Annotated in this window: 19 protein-coding genes; 6 read left to right on the forward strand and 13 right to left on the reverse strand. The window is 58.8% G+C overall.

Annotated features, from left to right (window positions below; translation table 11 throughout):
• Window positions 1–29: 29 nt before the first annotated feature.
• Entirely contained in the window at window positions 30–1,103 is a 1,074-nt protein-coding gene (locus HDF14_RS02685) for a metal-dependent hydrolase (protein WP_183973259.1), read from the forward strand.
• Between the two features lie 15 nt (window positions 1,104–1,118).
• On the opposite strand, the gene HDF14_RS02690 is transcribed toward HDF14_RS02685, so the two are convergent.
• Together HDF14_RS02690 and HDF14_RS02695 are read right to left on the reverse strand one after the other, a co-directional pair.
• Window positions 1,119–1,766, reverse strand: a complete 648-nt coding sequence (locus tag HDF14_RS02690; protein ID WP_183973261.1) for a YqaA family protein — start codon at window positions 1,764–1,766, stop codon at window positions 1,119–1,121.
• Between the two features lie 15 nt (window positions 1,767–1,781).
• Window positions 1,782–2,321: a MogA/MoaB family molybdenum cofactor biosynthesis protein gene (locus HDF14_RS02695; protein WP_183973263.1), complete on the reverse strand. Its 540-nt coding sequence runs from the start codon at window positions 2,319–2,321 to the stop codon at window positions 1,782–1,784.
• Window positions 2,322–2,502: 181 nt separating this feature from the next.
• Between HDF14_RS02695 and HDF14_RS02700 the strand changes: the two genes are divergently transcribed.
• Window positions 2,503–3,534 carry a TonB C-terminal domain-containing protein gene (locus HDF14_RS02700; protein WP_183973265.1) on the forward strand — a complete coding sequence of 344 codons (1,032 nt, stop codon included), beginning with the start codon at window positions 2,503–2,505 and terminating at the stop codon, window positions 3,532–3,534.
• 25 nt (window positions 3,535–3,559) lie between these two features.
• On the opposite strand, the gene HDF14_RS02705 is transcribed toward HDF14_RS02700, so the two are convergent.
• Window positions 3,560–4,021 (reverse strand): MarR family winged helix-turn-helix transcriptional regulator, encoded by a 462-nt coding sequence (locus HDF14_RS02705; RefSeq protein WP_183973267.1) that lies wholly within the window; start codon window positions 4,019–4,021, stop codon window positions 3,560–3,562.
• A 74-nt stretch (window positions 4,022–4,095) separates the two neighbouring features.
• Here HDF14_RS02705 and HDF14_RS02710 point away from each other — a divergent pair, with 74 nt between their 5' ends.
• Window positions 4,096–5,262, forward strand: a complete 1,167-nt coding sequence (locus tag HDF14_RS02710) for an FAD-dependent monooxygenase (RefSeq protein ID WP_183973268.1) — start codon at window positions 4,096–4,098, stop codon at window positions 5,260–5,262.
• An 8-nt stretch (window positions 5,263–5,270) separates the two neighbouring features.
• Here HDF14_RS02710 and HDF14_RS02715 read toward each other — a convergent pair whose 3' ends face one another.
• Window positions 5,271–5,726: a hypothetical protein gene (locus tag HDF14_RS02715; protein ID WP_183973269.1), complete on the reverse strand. Its 456-nt coding sequence runs from the start codon at window positions 5,724–5,726 to the stop codon at window positions 5,271–5,273.
• A 334-nt stretch (window positions 5,727–6,060) separates the two neighbouring features.
• Here HDF14_RS02715 and miaA point away from each other — a divergent pair, with 334 nt between their 5' ends.
• Window positions 6,061–7,050: a tRNA (adenosine(37)-N6)-dimethylallyltransferase MiaA gene (gene miaA / locus HDF14_RS02720; protein ID WP_183973270.1), complete on the forward strand. Its 990-nt coding sequence runs from the start codon at window positions 6,061–6,063 to the stop codon at window positions 7,048–7,050.
• A gap of 25 nt (window positions 7,051–7,075) precedes the next feature.
• Here miaA and HDF14_RS02725 read toward each other — a convergent pair whose 3' ends face one another.
• Window positions 7,076–8,005: a hypothetical protein gene (locus HDF14_RS02725; RefSeq protein WP_183973271.1), complete on the reverse strand. Its 930-nt coding sequence runs from the start codon at window positions 8,003–8,005 to the stop codon at window positions 7,076–7,078.
• Window positions 8,006–8,132: 127 nt separating this feature from the next.
• Here HDF14_RS02725 and HDF14_RS02730 point away from each other — a divergent pair, with 127 nt between their 5' ends.
• Window positions 8,133–9,347, forward strand: coding sequence for a glycine C-acetyltransferase (locus tag HDF14_RS02730; protein ID WP_183973272.1), 1,215 nt, complete (start codon window positions 8,133–8,135; stop codon window positions 9,345–9,347).
• A 195-nt stretch (window positions 9,348–9,542) separates the two neighbouring features.
• Here HDF14_RS02730 and HDF14_RS02735 read toward each other — a convergent pair whose 3' ends face one another.
• On the reverse strand, window positions 9,543–10,652 hold the full coding sequence (locus HDF14_RS02735) for an alpha/beta hydrolase family protein (protein WP_183973273.1): 1,110 nt from the start codon (window positions 10,650–10,652) through the stop codon (window positions 9,543–9,545).
• Between the two features lie 46 nt (window positions 10,653–10,698).
• Window positions 10,699–10,851, reverse strand: a complete 153-nt coding sequence (locus tag HDF14_RS02740) for a hypothetical protein (RefSeq protein ID WP_183973275.1) — start codon at window positions 10,849–10,851, stop codon at window positions 10,699–10,701.
• On the opposite strand from HDF14_RS02740, the gene HDF14_RS02745 reads away from it, so the two are divergent.
• Complete coding sequence (locus tag HDF14_RS02745) at window positions 10,850–11,191, forward strand: VOC family protein (protein ID WP_183973277.1); 342 nt, start codon at window positions 10,850–10,852, stop codon at window positions 11,189–11,191. The genes HDF14_RS02740 and HDF14_RS02745 overlap by 2 nt on opposite strands.
• A gap of 69 nt (window positions 11,192–11,260) precedes the next feature.
• Here HDF14_RS02745 and HDF14_RS02750 read toward each other — a convergent pair whose 3' ends face one another.
• From HDF14_RS02750 to HDF14_RS27120, 6 genes are all read right to left on the reverse strand, one after another.
• Window positions 11,261–11,755 (reverse strand): hypothetical protein, encoded by a 495-nt coding sequence (locus HDF14_RS02750; RefSeq protein WP_183973279.1) that lies wholly within the window; start codon window positions 11,753–11,755, stop codon window positions 11,261–11,263.
• 201 nt (window positions 11,756–11,956) lie between these two features.
• A complete protein-coding gene (locus HDF14_RS02755) occupies window positions 11,957–13,261 on the reverse strand; it encodes a dihydroorotase (protein ID WP_183973281.1) in 1,305 nt (434 codons plus the stop codon).
• A complete protein-coding gene (locus HDF14_RS02760) occupies window positions 13,258–14,250 on the reverse strand; it encodes an aspartate carbamoyltransferase catalytic subunit (protein WP_260697965.1) in 993 nt (330 codons plus the stop codon). The genes HDF14_RS02755 and HDF14_RS02760 overlap by 4 nt, the downstream gene beginning before the upstream one ends.
• A gap of 33 nt (window positions 14,251–14,283) precedes the next feature.
• Complete coding sequence (pyrR, locus tag HDF14_RS02765; protein WP_260697966.1) at window positions 14,284–14,859, reverse strand: bifunctional pyr operon transcriptional regulator/uracil phosphoribosyltransferase PyrR; 576 nt, start codon at window positions 14,857–14,859, stop codon at window positions 14,284–14,286.
• A gap of 19 nt (window positions 14,860–14,878) precedes the next feature.
• Window positions 14,879–15,052 (reverse strand): hypothetical protein, encoded by a 174-nt coding sequence (locus HDF14_RS02770; RefSeq protein ID WP_183973285.1) that lies wholly within the window; start codon window positions 15,050–15,052, stop codon window positions 14,879–14,881.
• Window positions 15,053–15,060: 8 nt separating this feature from the next.
• Entirely contained in the window at window positions 15,061–16,656 is a 1,596-nt protein-coding gene (locus HDF14_RS27120; RefSeq protein ID WP_183973287.1) for an AsmA-like C-terminal region-containing protein, read from the reverse strand.
• Window positions 16,657–16,790: the final 134 nt, after the last annotated feature.

Below are 16,790 nucleotides of genomic sequence, written 5' to 3' on the forward strand. Positions count from 1 at the left end.
GCCACCGACAAGCTAACATCACAGCAGACATGGAACCCATCACCCACTTCATGACCGGTGCAGTCCTCGCCCGCTCCGGCTTCAACCGCAAGGCGGCCTACGCCACCCTCGCGATGACTCTCGCCGCCGAAGCTCCCGATCTCGACACTCTGTGGGCAATTCGTGGACCCATCGCTTCCTTTCAACATCATCGCGGCTGGACCCACACCTTCATCGGCCTACCATTCGAAGCAGCCGTAATCGTAGGTTTCGTATGGCTCTTCCATCGCTGGCGCCTTCGCGGAAAAGACCCCCAAACTGACCAGCAACCCCTCCATCAACGCAAACAGACCGCGCCGATCCGTTGGGGTCTCCTCTATTGCTTCTCTCTCATCGCCCTGCTCAGCCATCTCCTGCTCGACTGGACCAACACCTACGGCATCCGCCCCTTCTTTCCCTTCAACCCCCACTGGTACGCTGGCTCCATCGTATTTATCTTTGAACCCGTAATCTTTATCCTTCTACTTACGGCTCTCGTCGCCCCATCCCTCTTCGGACTCATCAACAGCGAAATAGGCGCTCGCAAACCAGCCTTTCGAGGTCGCGGTTGGGCCATCTTCGCTCTCCTCGCCATCGTCGCGCTGTGGGCATTCCGCTTCATCGAACACGGCAAGGCTCTCCAGCTCGCCCAAACCACCGACTACAACGCCGCACCCGTCTCCCGCGTCTTCGCCAGCCCCTTCCCCCTCAATCCGTTTCACTGGGAGACTATCGCCGAAACCCCGCAGTTCTACCAGCTAGCCTCAATCGACACTCTCAACAATCTGGCCACCACCAATACCCAGGCCGACGTCTTCTATAAACCGCCCACCACTCTCGCCACTCTTGTAGCCAAACGAAGCTGGCTCGGCGAGGCCTATCTCGACTGGTCGCAATATCCCATCGTCACCGACACCGGCAGCAACGAAGAAGGCCTCACCACCGTCACTTTCCGCGACCTGCGCTTCTTCTACAACACGCCTTTTTTGTCTGGCCGCCAAGATCCCCCACTTTCGGGCGCGGTATTTCTCAACGCAGACCGCCGCATCGTTCGCATGGAGTTGGGCAACCGCATTCAGCACTAACTGGCGAAAGTCGCCCTAGCTCTCTTCCACAGGAAGACTCGTACCCCTCCGTTTGTCGAAGACCTTCCGCAACACGAACACCAGCAACAGCACAATCAGAATCCCGCTGAACCCAAGCACATAACTAAGGTGCTGGTGGATCATATGCGTAATCGTGTGCAGAATCGCTGGCCCATAGGTAATCGTGATCAAGGCCCAGATCAAAAACCGTATGAACTTACCGACACAGATCGCGGAGAAGAACCAGAACAACTTCATCTCGAAGACGCCCGCCGCAAACTCAAACAGCTTCACCGGAGTTGGCGGTGGCATCATCGCCGGAATCATAATCGCTAGAAATTCCTGCTTCTCGAACCGGTCGCGCATCTGCTCATACCGTTGCCGGTTGATCCGCTTCAGCAGAAATAGCTCTCCGCCCGCACGCCCGAGATAATACGGCAACAAACTACCAACCGCCGAACCCACCGCAGCCATAAAACAATAAAGCAGAAAACGCGACTTATCGTGAACCACATAGTCGATCAGCAGAGCATCGATCGGCACCGGAATCGCTGCCGAATCGATCACCGCCAGCGCGCCGATACCCCACACGCCAAGCGGCTTCAGTGCCGCAAGCATCACGATATTCAATTTATGCAGAAGCGCAACAGGAGAGATCTTCACGGGGTCCTTCTCATTCTATCTGTCGTCAGCCCTTCCATGTTGATCGCTCTTCGTGAACCCCTGATGAGTCGGGCGCCCTGCCAGCAGATCTAGCGCATGCGGCAGCACCGGCAAAATCGACGCCAGCGAACTCCTCGCGCCCGACGGGCTTCCCGGCAGATTCACGATCAAAGCACCTCCCAGCGTCCCACAAACCGCACGGCTCAGCGCGGCAAGCGGCGTCTCGAGCAGCCCATCGGCCCTCATCCGCTCCGACAACCCCTCAACCAACCGCTCACAAACCATCCGCGTAGCCTCCGGCGTGACATCCCGCTTCGCCAAGCCGGTGCCTCCGGTCGTCACAATCAGGTCTACAACTTTAGCGTTACGTCTCAATGCCTCGGCGATTTGGTCGATCTCGTCCGGCAGTATTTCGCTCAGCACCTGACCGATTCCTGCATCTTCCAACAGCTCACAAACGGCAGGCCCGGAGAGATCTATCTGTTCCCCGCGAGAACAGCGGTCGCTGATCGTCAGCACAACGGCACGAACATCGGGCGCAAAGCTTAGAGTCACCCTCCCAGTCTACGGTTTCACTCCACTTCTCCGGAAATTCGTGCCGATTCTTCTTTCCCAATACGAGCATCAAAGGTGAGAAAATAGAAAAGACTATGCAAGCCGGTGCAGCCCACCGGGGACCACGATCCGTTCCGCCCGCGAAACTTTCGCCTCCCGCAGCCGTCAGACCACATAGCCCATGCCCTCACTCGAGACTCCGCCCAAATCCGCACCTCCCAATCAACCCCCCAAGGTGCGCACTGGCCGCTACGGCGAACTCGAAGAACACGAGCTCATCCATCTGCTCGATTCACTCGACGACGAGCGCTCGAAAGCGCGCTTTCGCGAGTCCATCTACATCTCCCTGATCATCTACCTGGCCATCTTGTGGTTCCTCTTCTACGGCCCTCGCGTCCTCTTCCATCAGCCGCGCCTCATCAGTCCCGCGCAAGTACTTAAAGATCGAGAGCAGCAGCTAACTCGCCTCGATGATCCAACAAATCTACCCAAAACATCCTCCAACGCCCCAAAGTCTCCGCCGCCGCGGCCAGTGGTCGACCAGAAGATGCTGAAGCAGCTGCAGGCGATGCGCAAAGCCGCTCCACCAGCTCCCGCCGCTCCCCCTCCGCCAACTCCCACGCCCCCCGTCACGCAACCGGCGCCTGCACAACAATCGACTCCGCTACCGCCAGCCCCACAGCCCCAGGCGACCCAGCAGCCAGCCCAGCAGGCTCTCGTCGAAGCCCCGAAGCCCGTCCCAACTCGGCCAAACTTTGGCAATCCTAACCAGACCGCCGGCGATGCCATCCGCCAAGCCGCCCAGGGCGCAGCCCGCGACCACGGCAGCGCCGGTGACTCCGGTGGACAATCCAGCGGACGCGGCGGCATGGGAACCGGCGCCGAAATCCTCTCCGACACCCAGGGCGTCGACTTCGGCCCGTATATTCGCCGCATCCTTCAGGACATCAAGCGCAACTGGTACCCGCTCATCCCGGAAGAAGCCCGTCCACCCCTCAACAAGCAGGGCGAAACCCTCGTCCGCTTCACCATCCTGCCCGACGGCCGCATCGCCGCCATGAACCTCGACGGCAGCAGCCAGGATCAGTCCATCGACAGAGCTTGTTGGGGCGCCATCACCGGCGAAGGCCAGTTCCCTCCGCTCCCGGCCGGCTTCCACGGCCCGAACCTCGAGCTCCGCATCGACTTCCTCACCAACAAACCTCTGCCATAACCGCAGGTAGCGCAACGAGCTGAAGCTACCGCAGGCGATCGACCTCACTCTGCTCCGCCATCGGTTCAACATTCTTCAGCAGTCGCAGCAGGAGCTTAGTCAAAGTCTCGATCTCCCGCTCGGTAAATCCTTCGAGCGCCAGCTTATTCCCCTCGCGCAACACCTCCCGCGCAGCAGGAAGCTTCTTCACGGCAAGTGGCGTCAGCGAAACCAGGCTGCTCCGTTTGTCCTCAGGGTTTGCCGCCCGCTTGATCAGTCCATCCCGTTCCATCCGGCCCAGCAGTTGAGCCATCGTAGGTTGCTCAATGTGGGCCATCCTCGCCAACTCCGTTTGTGTCGAAGTCGCCCCATCTTTCAGCGCATACAGCACCGGCATCTGGGCAGCCGCAAGCCCAATCCGCTGAAACCGTTCGTCCGCCCATCGTAGCGACAGCTTCGATAGACGATTGATCAGATGTCCAGGCGTTCGAAAAAGATCTGCGTCCACACTTGCCTCCCATGTAGATAGTATCCTATGCTATTTACATAGGTACCTATACAAATGCACCTCACGGAGTCACAATGAATAAAAATCTTCAGATCGCCATCGTAGGAGCAGGCCCCGGCGGTCTAACGCTAGCTCGTATCCTGCATCTTCACGGTATTCGGGCAACCGTCTTCGAGCGCGAGCCATTCTCTATAGCCCGCCCTCAGGGCGGCTCGCTCGATATGCACGCAGACACCGGCCAGTTCGCAATCCAAGCCGCTGGCCTCACAGCCGAGTTCAAACGCATCGCCCGCTATGAAGACCAGGAAGCGCGCATCTACGACAAACACGGCAAGCTGCGCTTTCTCGATGTCGACACTTCAGCCAAGGATCGACCAGAAGTAGACCGCGGACACCTTCGACAGATGCTCCTCGATTCCCTTCCGGCAGAGGTCGTCCAATGGAATCACGAGTTGAGCACCGCCACACAAAACGACGATGGAACGTTCGAACTTGCATTTCGGAATGGAAACCGCAGATCCTTTGATCTCGTCGGCGGCGCCGATGGCGCATGGTCTCGCATACGGCCTCTGGTATCGACTGCACGTCCCATCTACAGCGGCGTCATGTTTGTTGAGTTTGGTATCGCCGACGCCGACACACGCCATCCAAAATTAGCGCAGCTAGTCGGACGCGGCATGATGTTTGCTATCGGAGACTCTAAAACTCTAATAGGTCATCGAGACGCAAATGCCCACCTCGGCATCTACACAGCGATGCGAGTTCCAGAAGACTGGGTGCAAACAAGTGGACTCGACTGGTCGTCAACCGAAGCAACCAAAGCCAGCCTCGCCGCACACTTCACCGGCTGGTCAGAAGAGTTGCTTCAACACATTCATCAATCCGGCACCCACGGCGAAAAAATTGCACCGCGACCCATCTACGCTCTGCCCGTCGGCCACCGTTGGGAGCACCGAAGCGGCGTCACTCTCATAGGCGATGCCGCTCACTTAATGTCCCCCTTCGGTGGCGACGGAGCAAACCTCGCCATGCGCGACGCCGCAGATCTGGCACTCGCGCTCATAAAAGAGAACGACTGGAACACAGCTGTTGAAATCGCCGAGGTCGCGATGTGGACCCGCGCCGAACCCGCGGCAGCCGGTGCGTGGGATGCGATCCAGGACACCTTCTCCGAAGATGGCCTCGCCCACACCCTTCAAGTCATGGAAGAACACAGCGGAGTACAACGCCTCAGCTCATGACCTGCGATTCAACGCATGTAAGAAAATGTCCCGCACAGATCCGTTGAGTTCGCAATCGCATTCAACGTAAACTCCGGCGCCTTCGCGCCCGAGAAAAAGGCCACCTTCAAACTGCGTCCCGCAACATAGGTAGCCATCCACTGCGTATCCTCAGTGCCACAAAGAGTATTGCGATGCATGAACTTCTTCGCCGACGGAATGTTCAGCCTGTAGAGGTTGCCGCTCCCACCGGCGCTGCTGTCCGCATCGAAGACTGCGCTCACCTCGCCCGGCTCCAGACGACGTATCTGTGCAATCACAAACCCGGTGAAGTTGATCGTCAGCTTTTCATCAGAAAGCGCGATATCGCCGGTAATGGACTGGGCCGTCGAACTCTCAGCACGCCACATGCCCTTATCCTGAGCCCCAGCGGACACACCGCAGACCAACACCGAACACACAATCGCACACAACAATCTCTTCATCTCTCAAGGATCACATCCAACTTGTCTTTGAGCAACTTTCGCCGCCTGCCTCCATTCACGGCAATCAAAAAGTTCGACATCGCGTTCCAGTCAGAGACCATCCGTATCTGGCGTCCATAGATGCTTCGACCGCGTCCCGTAATCTATCATCAAAGAAAAGCGTCAGATACGACACATCGGCCACGACCATCGCACATCAAACCCCATCGAAGCCTCTACAGACCGAACGCCGCCGCCAAATTCGCGGCCTGCTCCTCCTCGCTCTGGCCGTCTTCCTCTTTACTCTCCTCCGAGCCGACACACACGCTATCTTCCATCAAGGCTGGTGGCGTCTATGGTGAAGCCTCCTGAACACCCGCTCATCGTTCTCGTCGGCCCCACCGCCAGCGGCAAAACTTCCCTCGCGATCCATCTCGCCCAGCACTTCAACGGCGAGATCGTCAGCTGCGACTCAGTCGCCGTCTATCGCGAGATGGAGATTGGCACCGCCAAGCCGTCACACGAAGAGCGCACTCTCGTCCCCCACCACATGATCGACGTCGCTTGGCCCGACGAGGCCTGCACCGCCGGCGACTACAGCCGCCAGGCCCGCGAAGCCCTTGCCGGCATCACCGAACGCGGCCACCTCCCCATCGTCGCCGGAGGCACCGGACTCTATCTCCGTGCCCTCATCGACGGCCTCTTCCCCGCCCCGCTGCCGAAGCCCGGTCAACGCGACCGCCTTCGCAGCATCGCTTCCGCCCGCGGCCCTGCCTACCTGCATCGCATCCTCACACGCCTCGACAAAGCCGCCGCCACGTCCATCCACGCCAACGACGTCCCCAAAGTCGTCCGCGCCATTGAGGTCTCCATGGCAACGAGCCAGGGCCTTCACCAAAACAGGCGCACGCCTATGACGGTCCAATGGCAGCAAGGCCGCGACGCGCTCACCGGCTACAGTATCCTGCGTCTCGGCCTTAACCCACCGCGCCCTCTCCTCTACGAACGCATCAATCAACGTGCCTCCGCCATGTTCGACCGCGGTCTCGTCGAAGAGACCGAGCGCCTCATCGCCCGCTATGGCGAAGCCTGTCGCCCTCTCACCTCACTCGGCTATGCTGAAGCAGCCGCCGTCCTCCGCAGCGAACTCACCCGCGATGAGGCCATCGCCCAGGCCCAGCAAGGCCATCGCAACTACGCCAAGCGACAACTCACCTGGTTCCGCCGCGATCCCGAAATTCACTGGCTCCCAGGCTGTGGCGGCGACGCCGACATCACAGACCAAGCTCGCGATCTCGTCTCCGCACATCTTCATGCACAAGAAAAAGCCCACCCGCAAGGATGAGCTCTCCCCTCAGAAATCAGCAAAATCAAGAGGGCTGGATCACCAGGTTATCCGCCAACTTAAACCGCACAATCGACTCAGCAGGAATCTCGATATCCCTGTTACCGGTTAGTCCGCTGATCAGCGTTCCACCCCCGCCACCCACCAATCCGCCGACCAACAGGCCAACTCCGCCTGTAGCGATGCCCCCAATCAGCATTCCAGCTCCCGCACCGCCGCCAATAATCGCCGCCGACCGCTTCCCTTTACCCTTTTTCGTCTGCGTCAAATCCGACGTATCCAATGCATACCTCGTCCCGTTCAGCGTGAGATAGGTAAGCCGCAGTTCGAGAATCGAAGACCCTTTGAAGTGCCCTCTTCGATGCGAGGCCACCACGACCCCGTTCACCGGCGCACCCTTCGGAATCACCACGTGATCGCCGCGTCCAACCACCGGTTCCACCACTTCTCCGGTAAATCGATCCCCTGCATGGCTGGTCTTCACGCTGATGTGTTGATTGATTCGAATCACCAGATTCGTCCCCGCAGCCACCTTCACATCCGCCGGCCGCACAATCGGCGCTTCCCCAGGAGCCGGCGCTCCCACCGGCTGTCCCGAAGAATCCACCTGCCCCGCCGTCACCGGCGCTCCTGTCATCGCCTGTCCCGTATCTGCCGGCGCGGGAGCACCAGGCGCAGTAGCAGGCGTATTCGCCGCCACCGAAGGTACTGAAGCTGCCGGCGTCGTTGTCGTCGTCACCGCCTGTGTCGTCTGTCCCGGTGCAGGTGGCTGCACCGTCGTTGTCGTCACATTGCCATTGCCATCGGTGGAGACCACCTGCTGCGCCTGCCCGGTAGCGGTGGCCTGCTGCTTCGCCTGATCGATCGCGGCATCTTTCTTCGATTTACAGCCGCTCAGCATCACCAACGTAAGCACCGTCACGCTGGCAATCTTCCCTGCGTTTTGAAAGGTCATCGTAGCGTCCTCGTTCCACATCAAAAGGTTTTGCCACCGCGAAACAACTCTTCGCAGACAGCACATTTCCTAAGATGCCAATCCCGTTCCAGAGACCGCCCAGCCACAAAAGGATTAAGATAAATTCATGACCACCGCAGCCGCCAAACGCCCCCAGCTTGCCCATCTCACCGCTCAGCTCGACGACCTGCGCGAGCGCGGCACCTTCTTCAAGCTGCGCGTGCTAGACGACCAGCAGGCGCCCGTCTGCACCTACGACGGCAAGCGTGTCATCAACCTCGCCTCCAACAACTACCTCGGCCTCTGCAGCCATCCAAAACTCGAAGAAGCCGCCATCGCCGCGACTAAAAAATACGGCGTAGGTTCGGGCGCCGTCCGCACCATCGCCGGCACCATGCACATCCATATGGAGCTCGAAGAAAAGATCGCCGCCTTCAAGGGAGTCGAAGCCTGCGTCGTCTTCCAGTCAGGCTTTGCCGCCAACGCCGGCACTGTCTCCAGCATCCTGGGCAAAGAAGATTTCATCCTCTCCGACGAACTCAACCACGCCAGCATCATCGACGGAGCCCGACTCTCAAAGGCCAAAATCAAAGTCTTTCGCCACAAAGACATCGCCCACGCCGAGCAGCTCCTCCAGGAAGTCCAGAACGAACCCGGCCGCAAGCTCCTCATCACCGACGGCGTCTTCTCCATGGACGGTGACATCGGCCCCGTCGACAAGCTCGCCAGCCTCTGCGAGAAATACGGCGCCATCATGATGGTCGACGACGCTCACGCTTCAGGCGTCCTTGGCCGCAACGGTCGCGGCTCCGTCGATCACTTTCACGCCACCGACAAAGTCGACGTACAAGTCGGCACTCTCTCAAAAGCCATCGGAGCTCTCGGCGGCTACGTCTGCGGCAGCCGCGACCTCATCGACTATCTCTACCACCGCGCACGTCCATTCCTCTTCTCGACGTCGCACCCACCATCAGTCGCCGCCACCTGCATCGCTGCCTTCGACATCCTCGAAAACGAGCCCGATCGCATTCAGCGCCTCTGGGACAACACCACGTACTTCAAGCAACAGCTGACCGACGCAGGCTTCGACGTTGGCGGCAACACCACCCCCAAAAGCGAAACCCCCATCACCCCCATCATCATTGGCGACGGCCGCCGCACCATGGACTTCTCTCGCGCCCTCTTCGACGCAGGCGTGATGGCCACCGGCATTGCCTTCCCCACCGTCCCTGAAGGCAAAGCGCGCGTTCGCACCATCATGACCAGCGAACACACCCGCGAGCAGATCGATCAGGCACTCGAAATCTTCACTTCCGTAGCGAAGAAAACAGGAGTTCTATAGGCTCCGACGCTAATATTTCAACTGTGCAGGAGAGCAGTATCGAGTTGCCTTCTATCTTCTCCCCAAACCAAATACTGTTATCTCGACCGAAGCCGCTCACAGGTTCATCGTGAGTGGCGCAGTGGAGAGACCTCCGTATTTGCCTTTGCAGTTGCATCCCGTCTGACACTCACTGCAAGCTGCCGCGCTCTCTCTTCACCTCAAATTCCTATCAAAGAACTTCACCGCCATCTCAGACACTGTCGTATGCGCCTTTTCGCGATCCACCCCAGCAGCATCCTCGCAATACACCGGAAGCTTCGCCTTCCCCGCATCCGTACAAGTATCTAAGAACGTGTAATGCGCCACACCACCCGGCACCACCGTCAGGTGCGCATTCGGCATCAACGCCAGAAACCTCCCCGCATTGGTCGCCACCGGAGCAATCCGGTCGGCTGCTCCCACCACCATCGACACTGGAATCGTTACCTCGCGAAACCCATCTGCGTCGAACGCCTGTCCCACAGCCGGAGCAATCGCAAACACCGCGCGAACCCGCCGGTCCCGATAGCTCGCCCCTCCACGCGCCATCGACTCAGCACTGCTCGCCCGCACCTTCGCCAGCATCCGCTCCGGATCGCCCATGTTCTTCATCTCCGGCACCACGCACTTATGCAGCGTAGGGTCAGTCTCGCAAGCCTTCAGAAACCGCTCCTGATCCGTGCGCGCACCCGCCAGCTCCAGCACCGTATATCCGCCAATCGAGAACCCCGCCGCCCCAATCCGGCCCTCGTCCACATGCGGCCCGAACGTCGAATCGCTCAGCAGAGCATCCAGCGCATCGCTGATATCGGTCGCCCTCTCCCACCACAACACAAACCCCTCCGCGGTATAAGGCTCAAGGGCATTATTCCCCGGATGATTCACCCCAACCACAATATACCCATGACGCGCCAGCACCGTACCCAGCCAGGCCAACTGCAGTGCCGACCCACCCGTCCCATGTGACAGCATCACCACCGGAAACTTCGCCGGCACCGCCGCGATCGGAGAATCCACCGCCGTACTCCCCGCCAGAAATAACGGATCCCCCGGCGGCCCAATCACCGATGGCTCTTCATGAACTGCCGCATCAACACTCACCGGATACCAGATCGTCGTCACCAGACCCTCAGTCGTCGCCCCTCGCCAGTTCCGCGCATGCGCAGGTTTAAACACCCGCGAACTCATCCCCACCTCATACGTCGTCGCACCAAACCCGGCCCGCGCAACCAGCATCACCGTCAAAACAACAATCAGCGTCGCCGCCCACCGCAAAGTTCTCATGCGTAACTATACGAAATTGCTTTCACTCAGTTCCAAGCTTCTCGCGCTATACGATTTCGTTGACCCAGCCACCATCCCGTTTTATGTTGAATCTGTCCCTCGCGAGGCCGGATCCGCCGGTCTCTACCTGCCCCGCTAACCACTTCGCGGCGGTGCGGATGGAGGAATCAGCGACACGCATCTCCGTGAGGACAACCATGCCCAACTTAAAAATCGTCTACCTCGAGCTACCAGCTCAAGAGCTGGCTGCAACCCGGGATTTTTACGCCAACCTCTTCGGCTGGACATTCCAGGACTACGGCCCAACCTATACAGCTTTCTCCGACAGCGGCACTGAAGGCGGCTTCAATGCGGACCCCGCCGAACGCACCAAAGCCCCACTGCCTGTCATCGAATCGCAAGATCTCGAAGAGACCCAGCAGAGCATCCTGAAGGCTGGCGGCAAGATCACCCTCCCCATCTTCAGCTTCCCCGGCGGCCGCCGCCTCCACTTCACCGACCCGGCAGGCAACGAATTAGCCGTCATGCAGCGCGAATAAGCTAACCTTACGCACCACGCGGCCCTCACCATAGTCGCAGTGAAGGCCGCATAAAGAATCAGCCACCGATTAATTCGAAGGAGCTCCAAGCCGCCGCAAAATCTGTGTTCGTTCCGCATTCAACACATTTATTCGATCAACGTCGTCGAGCCCCGGATACTTTTTGGAGGTTTTGTAGGACAGAGCTTCGAGATATCTATCCTTTTCAGGATCGAACTTATAGGCCTTCACTACATATCGATGTTCGGAAAAATGCGTCTCGCCTTCAGCCCAGTCGAAGTCAGCAGTGACCAGAATCGGAAAATTCGAAACCGTTGAAATCTGCCAAATAGCTCTGTCGTTCTGGTTCGTCACTCCGACGTACGGCAGCAAATTCACAATCCTCCCATCTGCTCCATATCGCAAAATGGCGAGACGATCCAACGTGCCGCTTCCCCCGCCTGAAAACTGCGCCGAAAACAAAACCACTGATCCGCCACCGGTGACAGGGACCTTCTCACCAACGGGGTCGAGACCAAACTCATACGTCACAGAACCGCCGGAGTATTCTTTGTTCGATGGCATTTGAAAACAGGTCCCTGCCGCTTTCAAAAGACAAAGCTTCGCACCCGAAGTTGGGAAACCATCCGAATCGGTCGCACCTGAAAGCAGTTTGAAACTCGGAAAATCCGCGTTTCGTACCTGATGTGGGGGCTGCGCGTAAGAAACCGCGAGCAACATCGCGCACGCTAAAACTCCGATCGAACACCCCCTAAGACGAAGCATCTATCCTCGGTATACGACAGTGCCTTCGCTAATGGTAGTCACGACCCGACCCAGCATTGGCGCGCCGTCAAACGGAGTATTCCGCGACTTCGACCGTGTCTTCGCTGCCTCGAAGTTCCACTCCGCCGCCGGATCAAACACGACGACGTCCGCAAAGCTATCAACTCTCAGTGTCCCACGCCCCTCAAGCGAAACAATCCCAGCCGGCTGCGTACTCATCAATTCAATCACCCGCGAGATCGGCATCCCATTGCCCTTATGTAACACCCTCAACGCCAACCCCAATGCCGTCTCCAGCCCTGTAATTCCATTCGGCGCCCGCTCAAACTCCTGTTCCTTCTCAAACAGAGCATGCGGAGCATGATCGGTCGCAATACAATCCACCGTCCCATCCATCAACCCGGCAATCATCGCCAACCTATCAGCGTCATTCCGCAGCGGAGGATTCATCTTCGCATTCGTGTCGTACTCCCCAATGGCCTCATCGGTCAGCGTAAAGTGATGCGGCGCAACCTCGCAGGTCACATGCAACCCATCGCGCTTCGCCTGCCGAATCGCCTCCATCGCCTTCGCCGTCGATACATGCTGCACGTGCAAATGTGGCCGCAACCCATCATGCTGTTCAATATCCTTCAGCAGACGAATATCCCGCTCCACAATCTTCGACTCCGCCTCAACTGTCATCCCGCGAAGCCCCAGCCGAAACGCCACCGGCCCTGCATTCATGCTGCATCCGCCCGTCAGCCGAGTATCCTCCGCATGCTGAGACACCGGCACCCCAATCCCCGCCGCCGCCACCAGCGCCGCCCGCATCACGCGATCAAGCAGCACCGGCTTCCCATCATCGGTAAAACCCACAGCGCCAGCGCGCTGGAGCTCGTGAAAGTCCGTAATCTCCTCGCCCATGCTTCCAAACGTCGCCGCAGGCATCGCAAACAGCTTTACGCACGCCCCACGCGCGGCATCCAGCATCCACTCCAGCCTCGCAACCGTGTCATTGACCGGCACAGTATTCGGCATCGCGACAACACTCGTAAAACCACCCGCCGCCGCCGCCGCAGTCCCCGTCTTGATCGACTCTTTATAAGTCTGCCCCGGCTCCCGCAAGTGCACATGCACATCTACCAACCCCGGCGCGACGATCATCCCCTTCGCGTCAATCGTCTCCTTCGCCTTCGCTACACGCAGACCCCCCGGCATCTCCACCGCAGCCACCCGCCCATGCCGGAGCAGCACATCCCGCTCCGCATCCAGGCCATTCGCAGGATCCACCAGCCGCCCATTCAAAATCAATATGTCACTCATACCGTTACACTCTCAAATCCACCCGCGCCCAGCGCCCTCACCAGCAACGCCGTCCTCACCGCCAGCCCATGCCGCACCTGCTCCTCAATCGCTGAGTTCGGCCCATCCGCGACCTCTCCCGAGATCTCCAGCCCACGAATCATAGGTCCCGGATGCATCACCAGAGCCTCCGGCGACCGCGCCGCCAACCGTTCCTGATCCAACTGGTACCGCGAAATATAATCCCCCAGATCCAGCTCCAGCCCAGCCAGCCGCTCTCGCTGAATCCGTAGCATCATCACAACCTGCGCCTGCTTCAAAGCCTTATCAAAATCCCGCTCAACCACCACGCCACCGCTTGTCCCCTTGACCCCCAACCCCAGCGCATCCTCCGGCAACAACTCCTTCGGCCCGCACAGCACCACCTTCGCTCCCAGCTTCGGCAGCAACATCGCATTCGACCGCGCCACGCGGCTGTGCAGAATATCCCCCGTGATCACCACCGTCACGCCATTCAGCGTCTTCCCGTTCACCAGCCGCCCACTCATCCCCGGCAGCCGCGCCAGCATCGTCCGCAGATCCAGCAGCGCCTGCGAAGGATGCTCATGCATCCCGTCCCCAGCATTCAACACCGGCAGCCCCGTCGCCTTAGCCAGCAAGTACGGCGCGCCCGAATTCGCATGCCGAAGAATAATGCACTCCGCCCCCAGCGCCCTCAGCGTCAGCCCCGTATCCTTCAGGCTCTCACCCTTCTCAATCGATGAAGACTTATCGCTCACCAGCGTCGTCATCGCCCCCAGCGACTTCGCCGCCAGCTCAAACGACGTCCTGGTCCGAGTGCTCGACTCATAAAACAGCAGCGCAATCCGCCGCTCTGCGAGAATCCTCACTCGCTCCGCCACGGTCATTCTTTCCAGCCGGTCCGTCGCCGCGAGAATCGCCGCCACATCCTCCACCGACAGGTTCGCCACCGTCAGCAAAGAACCCGCAGCATACTCAGAATTCTTCATCGCACGAGAGCTTTCCAATACCGTCATCGAAGCTCAATCCACCAGCTCAACCAGCAGCACCTGCTCCTGCCCATCGACCTCGTTCAGCTTCACCTCGATAATCTCGCGCTTCGACGTAGGAATCAGCCGCCCCACATACGTCGCCTCAATCGGCAGCTCACGATGCCCGCGATCGATCAGCACCAGCAACCGCACGCTCTTCGGACGCCCGGAATCAAACAGTGCATCGAGCGCCGCCCGAATCGTCCGCCCGGTATACAGCACGTCATCCATCAAAACAATATCGCGCCCGGTCACATCGAATCCGATCGCCCCCGGCGTCACCTTCGGCCTCGCCCCATCGGTCGAAAGATCGTCGCGATAAAAGCTGATGTCCAGCACCCCCACATCCACCGGATGTTTCTCGATCTTCTCGATCAGCACGCCCAGCCGCTGCGCCAGGGGCACACCCCTCCGCTTGATCCCCACCAGGCCGACATTTTTGCTGCCGCCATGTTTTTCCACGATCTCATGCGCCAGCCTTACCAGCGTACGTTCGATCTCTGAGGCCGACATCAGCCTGCCCTTTTCGCGAAACTTCGGCTTCCGAACTTCAGTATCTGCACTCATACAATTGCGCTTGATGATATCAGCATCCACCCATCGAAAGAACAACCGCCGACACCAGCCAAACAGTATCCACCAAGGCTCCAGCACCCCCCGCACCGCGGGTTCTTAGATACCGCACCCCACGAACCACAATCTTCGCCTGGAGAGCATCTCCGTGGAGCGGACGGAGCAAATCGAATGCGAGAAGGCGCATCGCTGGTGCTATTTGTCATGCATCAGATCCTGCGTCACCTTGTACTGGTTCGGAGAGCCCGTGATCGCAATAGGAATCACCGTGCCCGCGTTTTGCTTCTTGAAGAAAGGAGCGAACGGCTTCAGCAACACCGACTTGAAACCCGTCGTGACGTGCGACAGATCCGTCTGCATATGAAGATCGCCCACCATGCGGACACTTCTGTCGTAAAGACTGAACGTTCCTTTAACCTTCACCGCAGCTCCGGGAACCTGAAAATCGAGACCATCGGTCGAAACCATGCCATTCCGTATTTTCGCTGACCCTCTCAGCGAGGAGAACACTTCCTCTACTTCGGCTGAGGCAGGTTCAAACCCGGACTTTTTCCCTCCCGACTGCTTCAGTCCCTGGGCCCGCTCGCTGAAGGCTGAAAGCGACTCTTCCGTACCCTTATCCGTCAGCCGTTCTTTCGGTATATCGAAAGCGCCATCCATCCGTAAACGCTGGAGAAACTTCATCCCACCCCGCGCCGCAGCAATCGAGACGTGGCTACGCAGCCATACATCTCCCGTCACGGGAACCGCTTCCGCAAAGAACGGTCGAAGAATATCCTGCGACCTACCCTTAACCACGCTCAGGTCCAGATCGGTCACCTTTGGCGCACCCACAATCTGACCACTCGCGTGAACCGTGGTATACCCAACGTGTGCATCCACCGAATGAAGCACAACGTTTCCATTCAGACCATTGACAGTCAGGTGTCCCAACGCCTCCAGCCGCGTCGGCTTGCCACTACCCACCGCAAAATCCGGCGTGACCGAGTCCGCATCTGCTTCAATCGCCGTCAGCGACCCTTTGAAGTGTCCTCTGCCCGAAAGACTACCGCTTATCCCATGAATGTCCCCAAGGTTCACAGGAGCAAACGTGAACTCACCGTAGACGGGCGTCGCGCCGAGGTTATCTGGATAGAGCGGGCCAAAGCTCCCGTTCGCCACGATATGCCCCCCGGGCGCCGCATTCTGCATATCCACCAAATAAGTGATCGGACTGCCTTTGCGCAAATTGCGAATCACCAGTTGGCGAATCGGAAACGTATACGAGCCCCCGCCCACTCGCTGTATTTCAAGAACCGCATCGCGTACGTTGAACTCTTCCACCACCGTCGTTGGGCCCGCGAAGTCAACGCTGCTTCCGGGCGGAAAATCCTCATGGTTCGCCCGGCTGCCCACTGGCGGAATCACCACATGCAACCCCTTCACATCAACCAGCCGGACCCGGTTTCGAAACAGAATGAGATCAAGCCAATTTCCTTCAACCAGCAGTTCGCGAGCCGAGCCAATCGGCGGAAGGTCTGTGGCCGAGTTGCGGCGCAGCGTCAAACCATTCGCCACAAAACCGGGATGAGGAAAGTAGATTCGATGGTATTGATCGATCTTGACCTGGCTCGCAAAGACTTTCTGCAGTAACGGCTCAACATTGCGGTAACGATAGGGCCAATAGGCGGCGACGACCCGCCACGCCGCGAGGCCTACAGATAGACCCGCGAAGGCGAGGAACAACTTCAGAAGCAGCTTGCGCCGGGAGATTGAAGATCGTGCAGAGATCACAGCTGGAGAAATCGTCACGAAGTAGTCCCCCAGCTCTTAAAGAAAAATCCGCTCTCAATTACTAGCCGCACGGCTCATAAACAGGGACGGCCTGGAGTCGCAACTGCCTGTCTCTTTCCTATAGATGCAATTTCACGCTTCTTGGTCTGTTT

The sequence above is a fragment of the Tunturiibacter gelidiferens genome, from assembly GCF_014201335.1.
GTDB classification, from domain to species: domain Bacteria; phylum Acidobacteriota; class Terriglobia; order Terriglobales; family Acidobacteriaceae; genus Edaphobacter; species Edaphobacter lichenicola_E.

Coding starts and splice junctions, on each gene's coding strand:
- HDF14_RS02755 (WP_183973281.1), bottom strand. CDS start 13,261: ATGAGTGACATATTGATTTTGAATGGGCGGCTGGTGGATCCTGCGAAT.
- pyrR (WP_260697966.1), bottom strand. CDS start 14,859: ATGAGTGCAGATACTGAAGTTCGGAAGCCGAAGTTTCGCGAAAAGGGC.
- HDF14_RS02700 (WP_183973265.1), top strand. CDS start 2,503: ATGCCCTCACTCGAGACTCCGCCCAAATCCGCACCTCCCAATCAACCC.
- HDF14_RS02735 (WP_183973273.1), bottom strand. CDS start 10,652: ATGAGAACTTTGCGGTGGGCGGCGACGCTGATTGTTGTTTTGACGGTG.
- HDF14_RS02725 (WP_183973271.1), bottom strand. CDS start 8,005: ATGACCTTTCAAAACGCAGGGAAGATTGCCAGCGTGACGGTGCTTACG.
- HDF14_RS02750 (WP_183973279.1), bottom strand. CDS start 11,755: ATGCCATCGAACAAAGAATACTCCGGCGGTTCTGTGACGTATGAGTTT.
- HDF14_RS02770 (WP_183973285.1), bottom strand. CDS start 15,052: ATGCGCCTTCTCGCATTCGATTTGCTCCGTCCGCTCCACGGAGATGCT.
- HDF14_RS02685 (WP_183973259.1), top strand. CDS start 30: ATGGAACCCATCACCCACTTCATGACCGGTGCAGTCCTCGCCCGCTCC.
- HDF14_RS02710 (WP_183973268.1), top strand. CDS start 4,096: ATGAATAAAAATCTTCAGATCGCCATCGTAGGAGCAGGCCCCGGCGGT.
- HDF14_RS02715 (WP_183973269.1), bottom strand. CDS start 5,726: ATGAAGAGATTGTTGTGTGCGATTGTGTGTTCGGTGTTGGTCTGCGGT.
- miaA (WP_183973270.1), top strand. CDS start 6,061: ATGGTGAAGCCTCCTGAACACCCGCTCATCGTTCTCGTCGGCCCCACC.
- HDF14_RS02760 (WP_260697965.1), bottom strand. CDS start 14,250: ATGAAGAATTCTGAGTATGCTGCGGGTTCTTTGCTGACGGTGGCGAAC.
- HDF14_RS02730 (WP_183973272.1), top strand. CDS start 8,133: ATGACCACCGCAGCCGCCAAACGCCCCCAGCTTGCCCATCTCACCGCT.
- HDF14_RS02745 (WP_183973277.1), top strand. CDS start 10,850: ATGCCCAACTTAAAAATCGTCTACCTCGAGCTACCAGCTCAAGAGCTG.
- HDF14_RS02740 (WP_183973275.1), bottom strand. CDS start 10,851: ATGGTTGTCCTCACGGAGATGCGTGTCGCTGATTCCTCCATCCGCACC.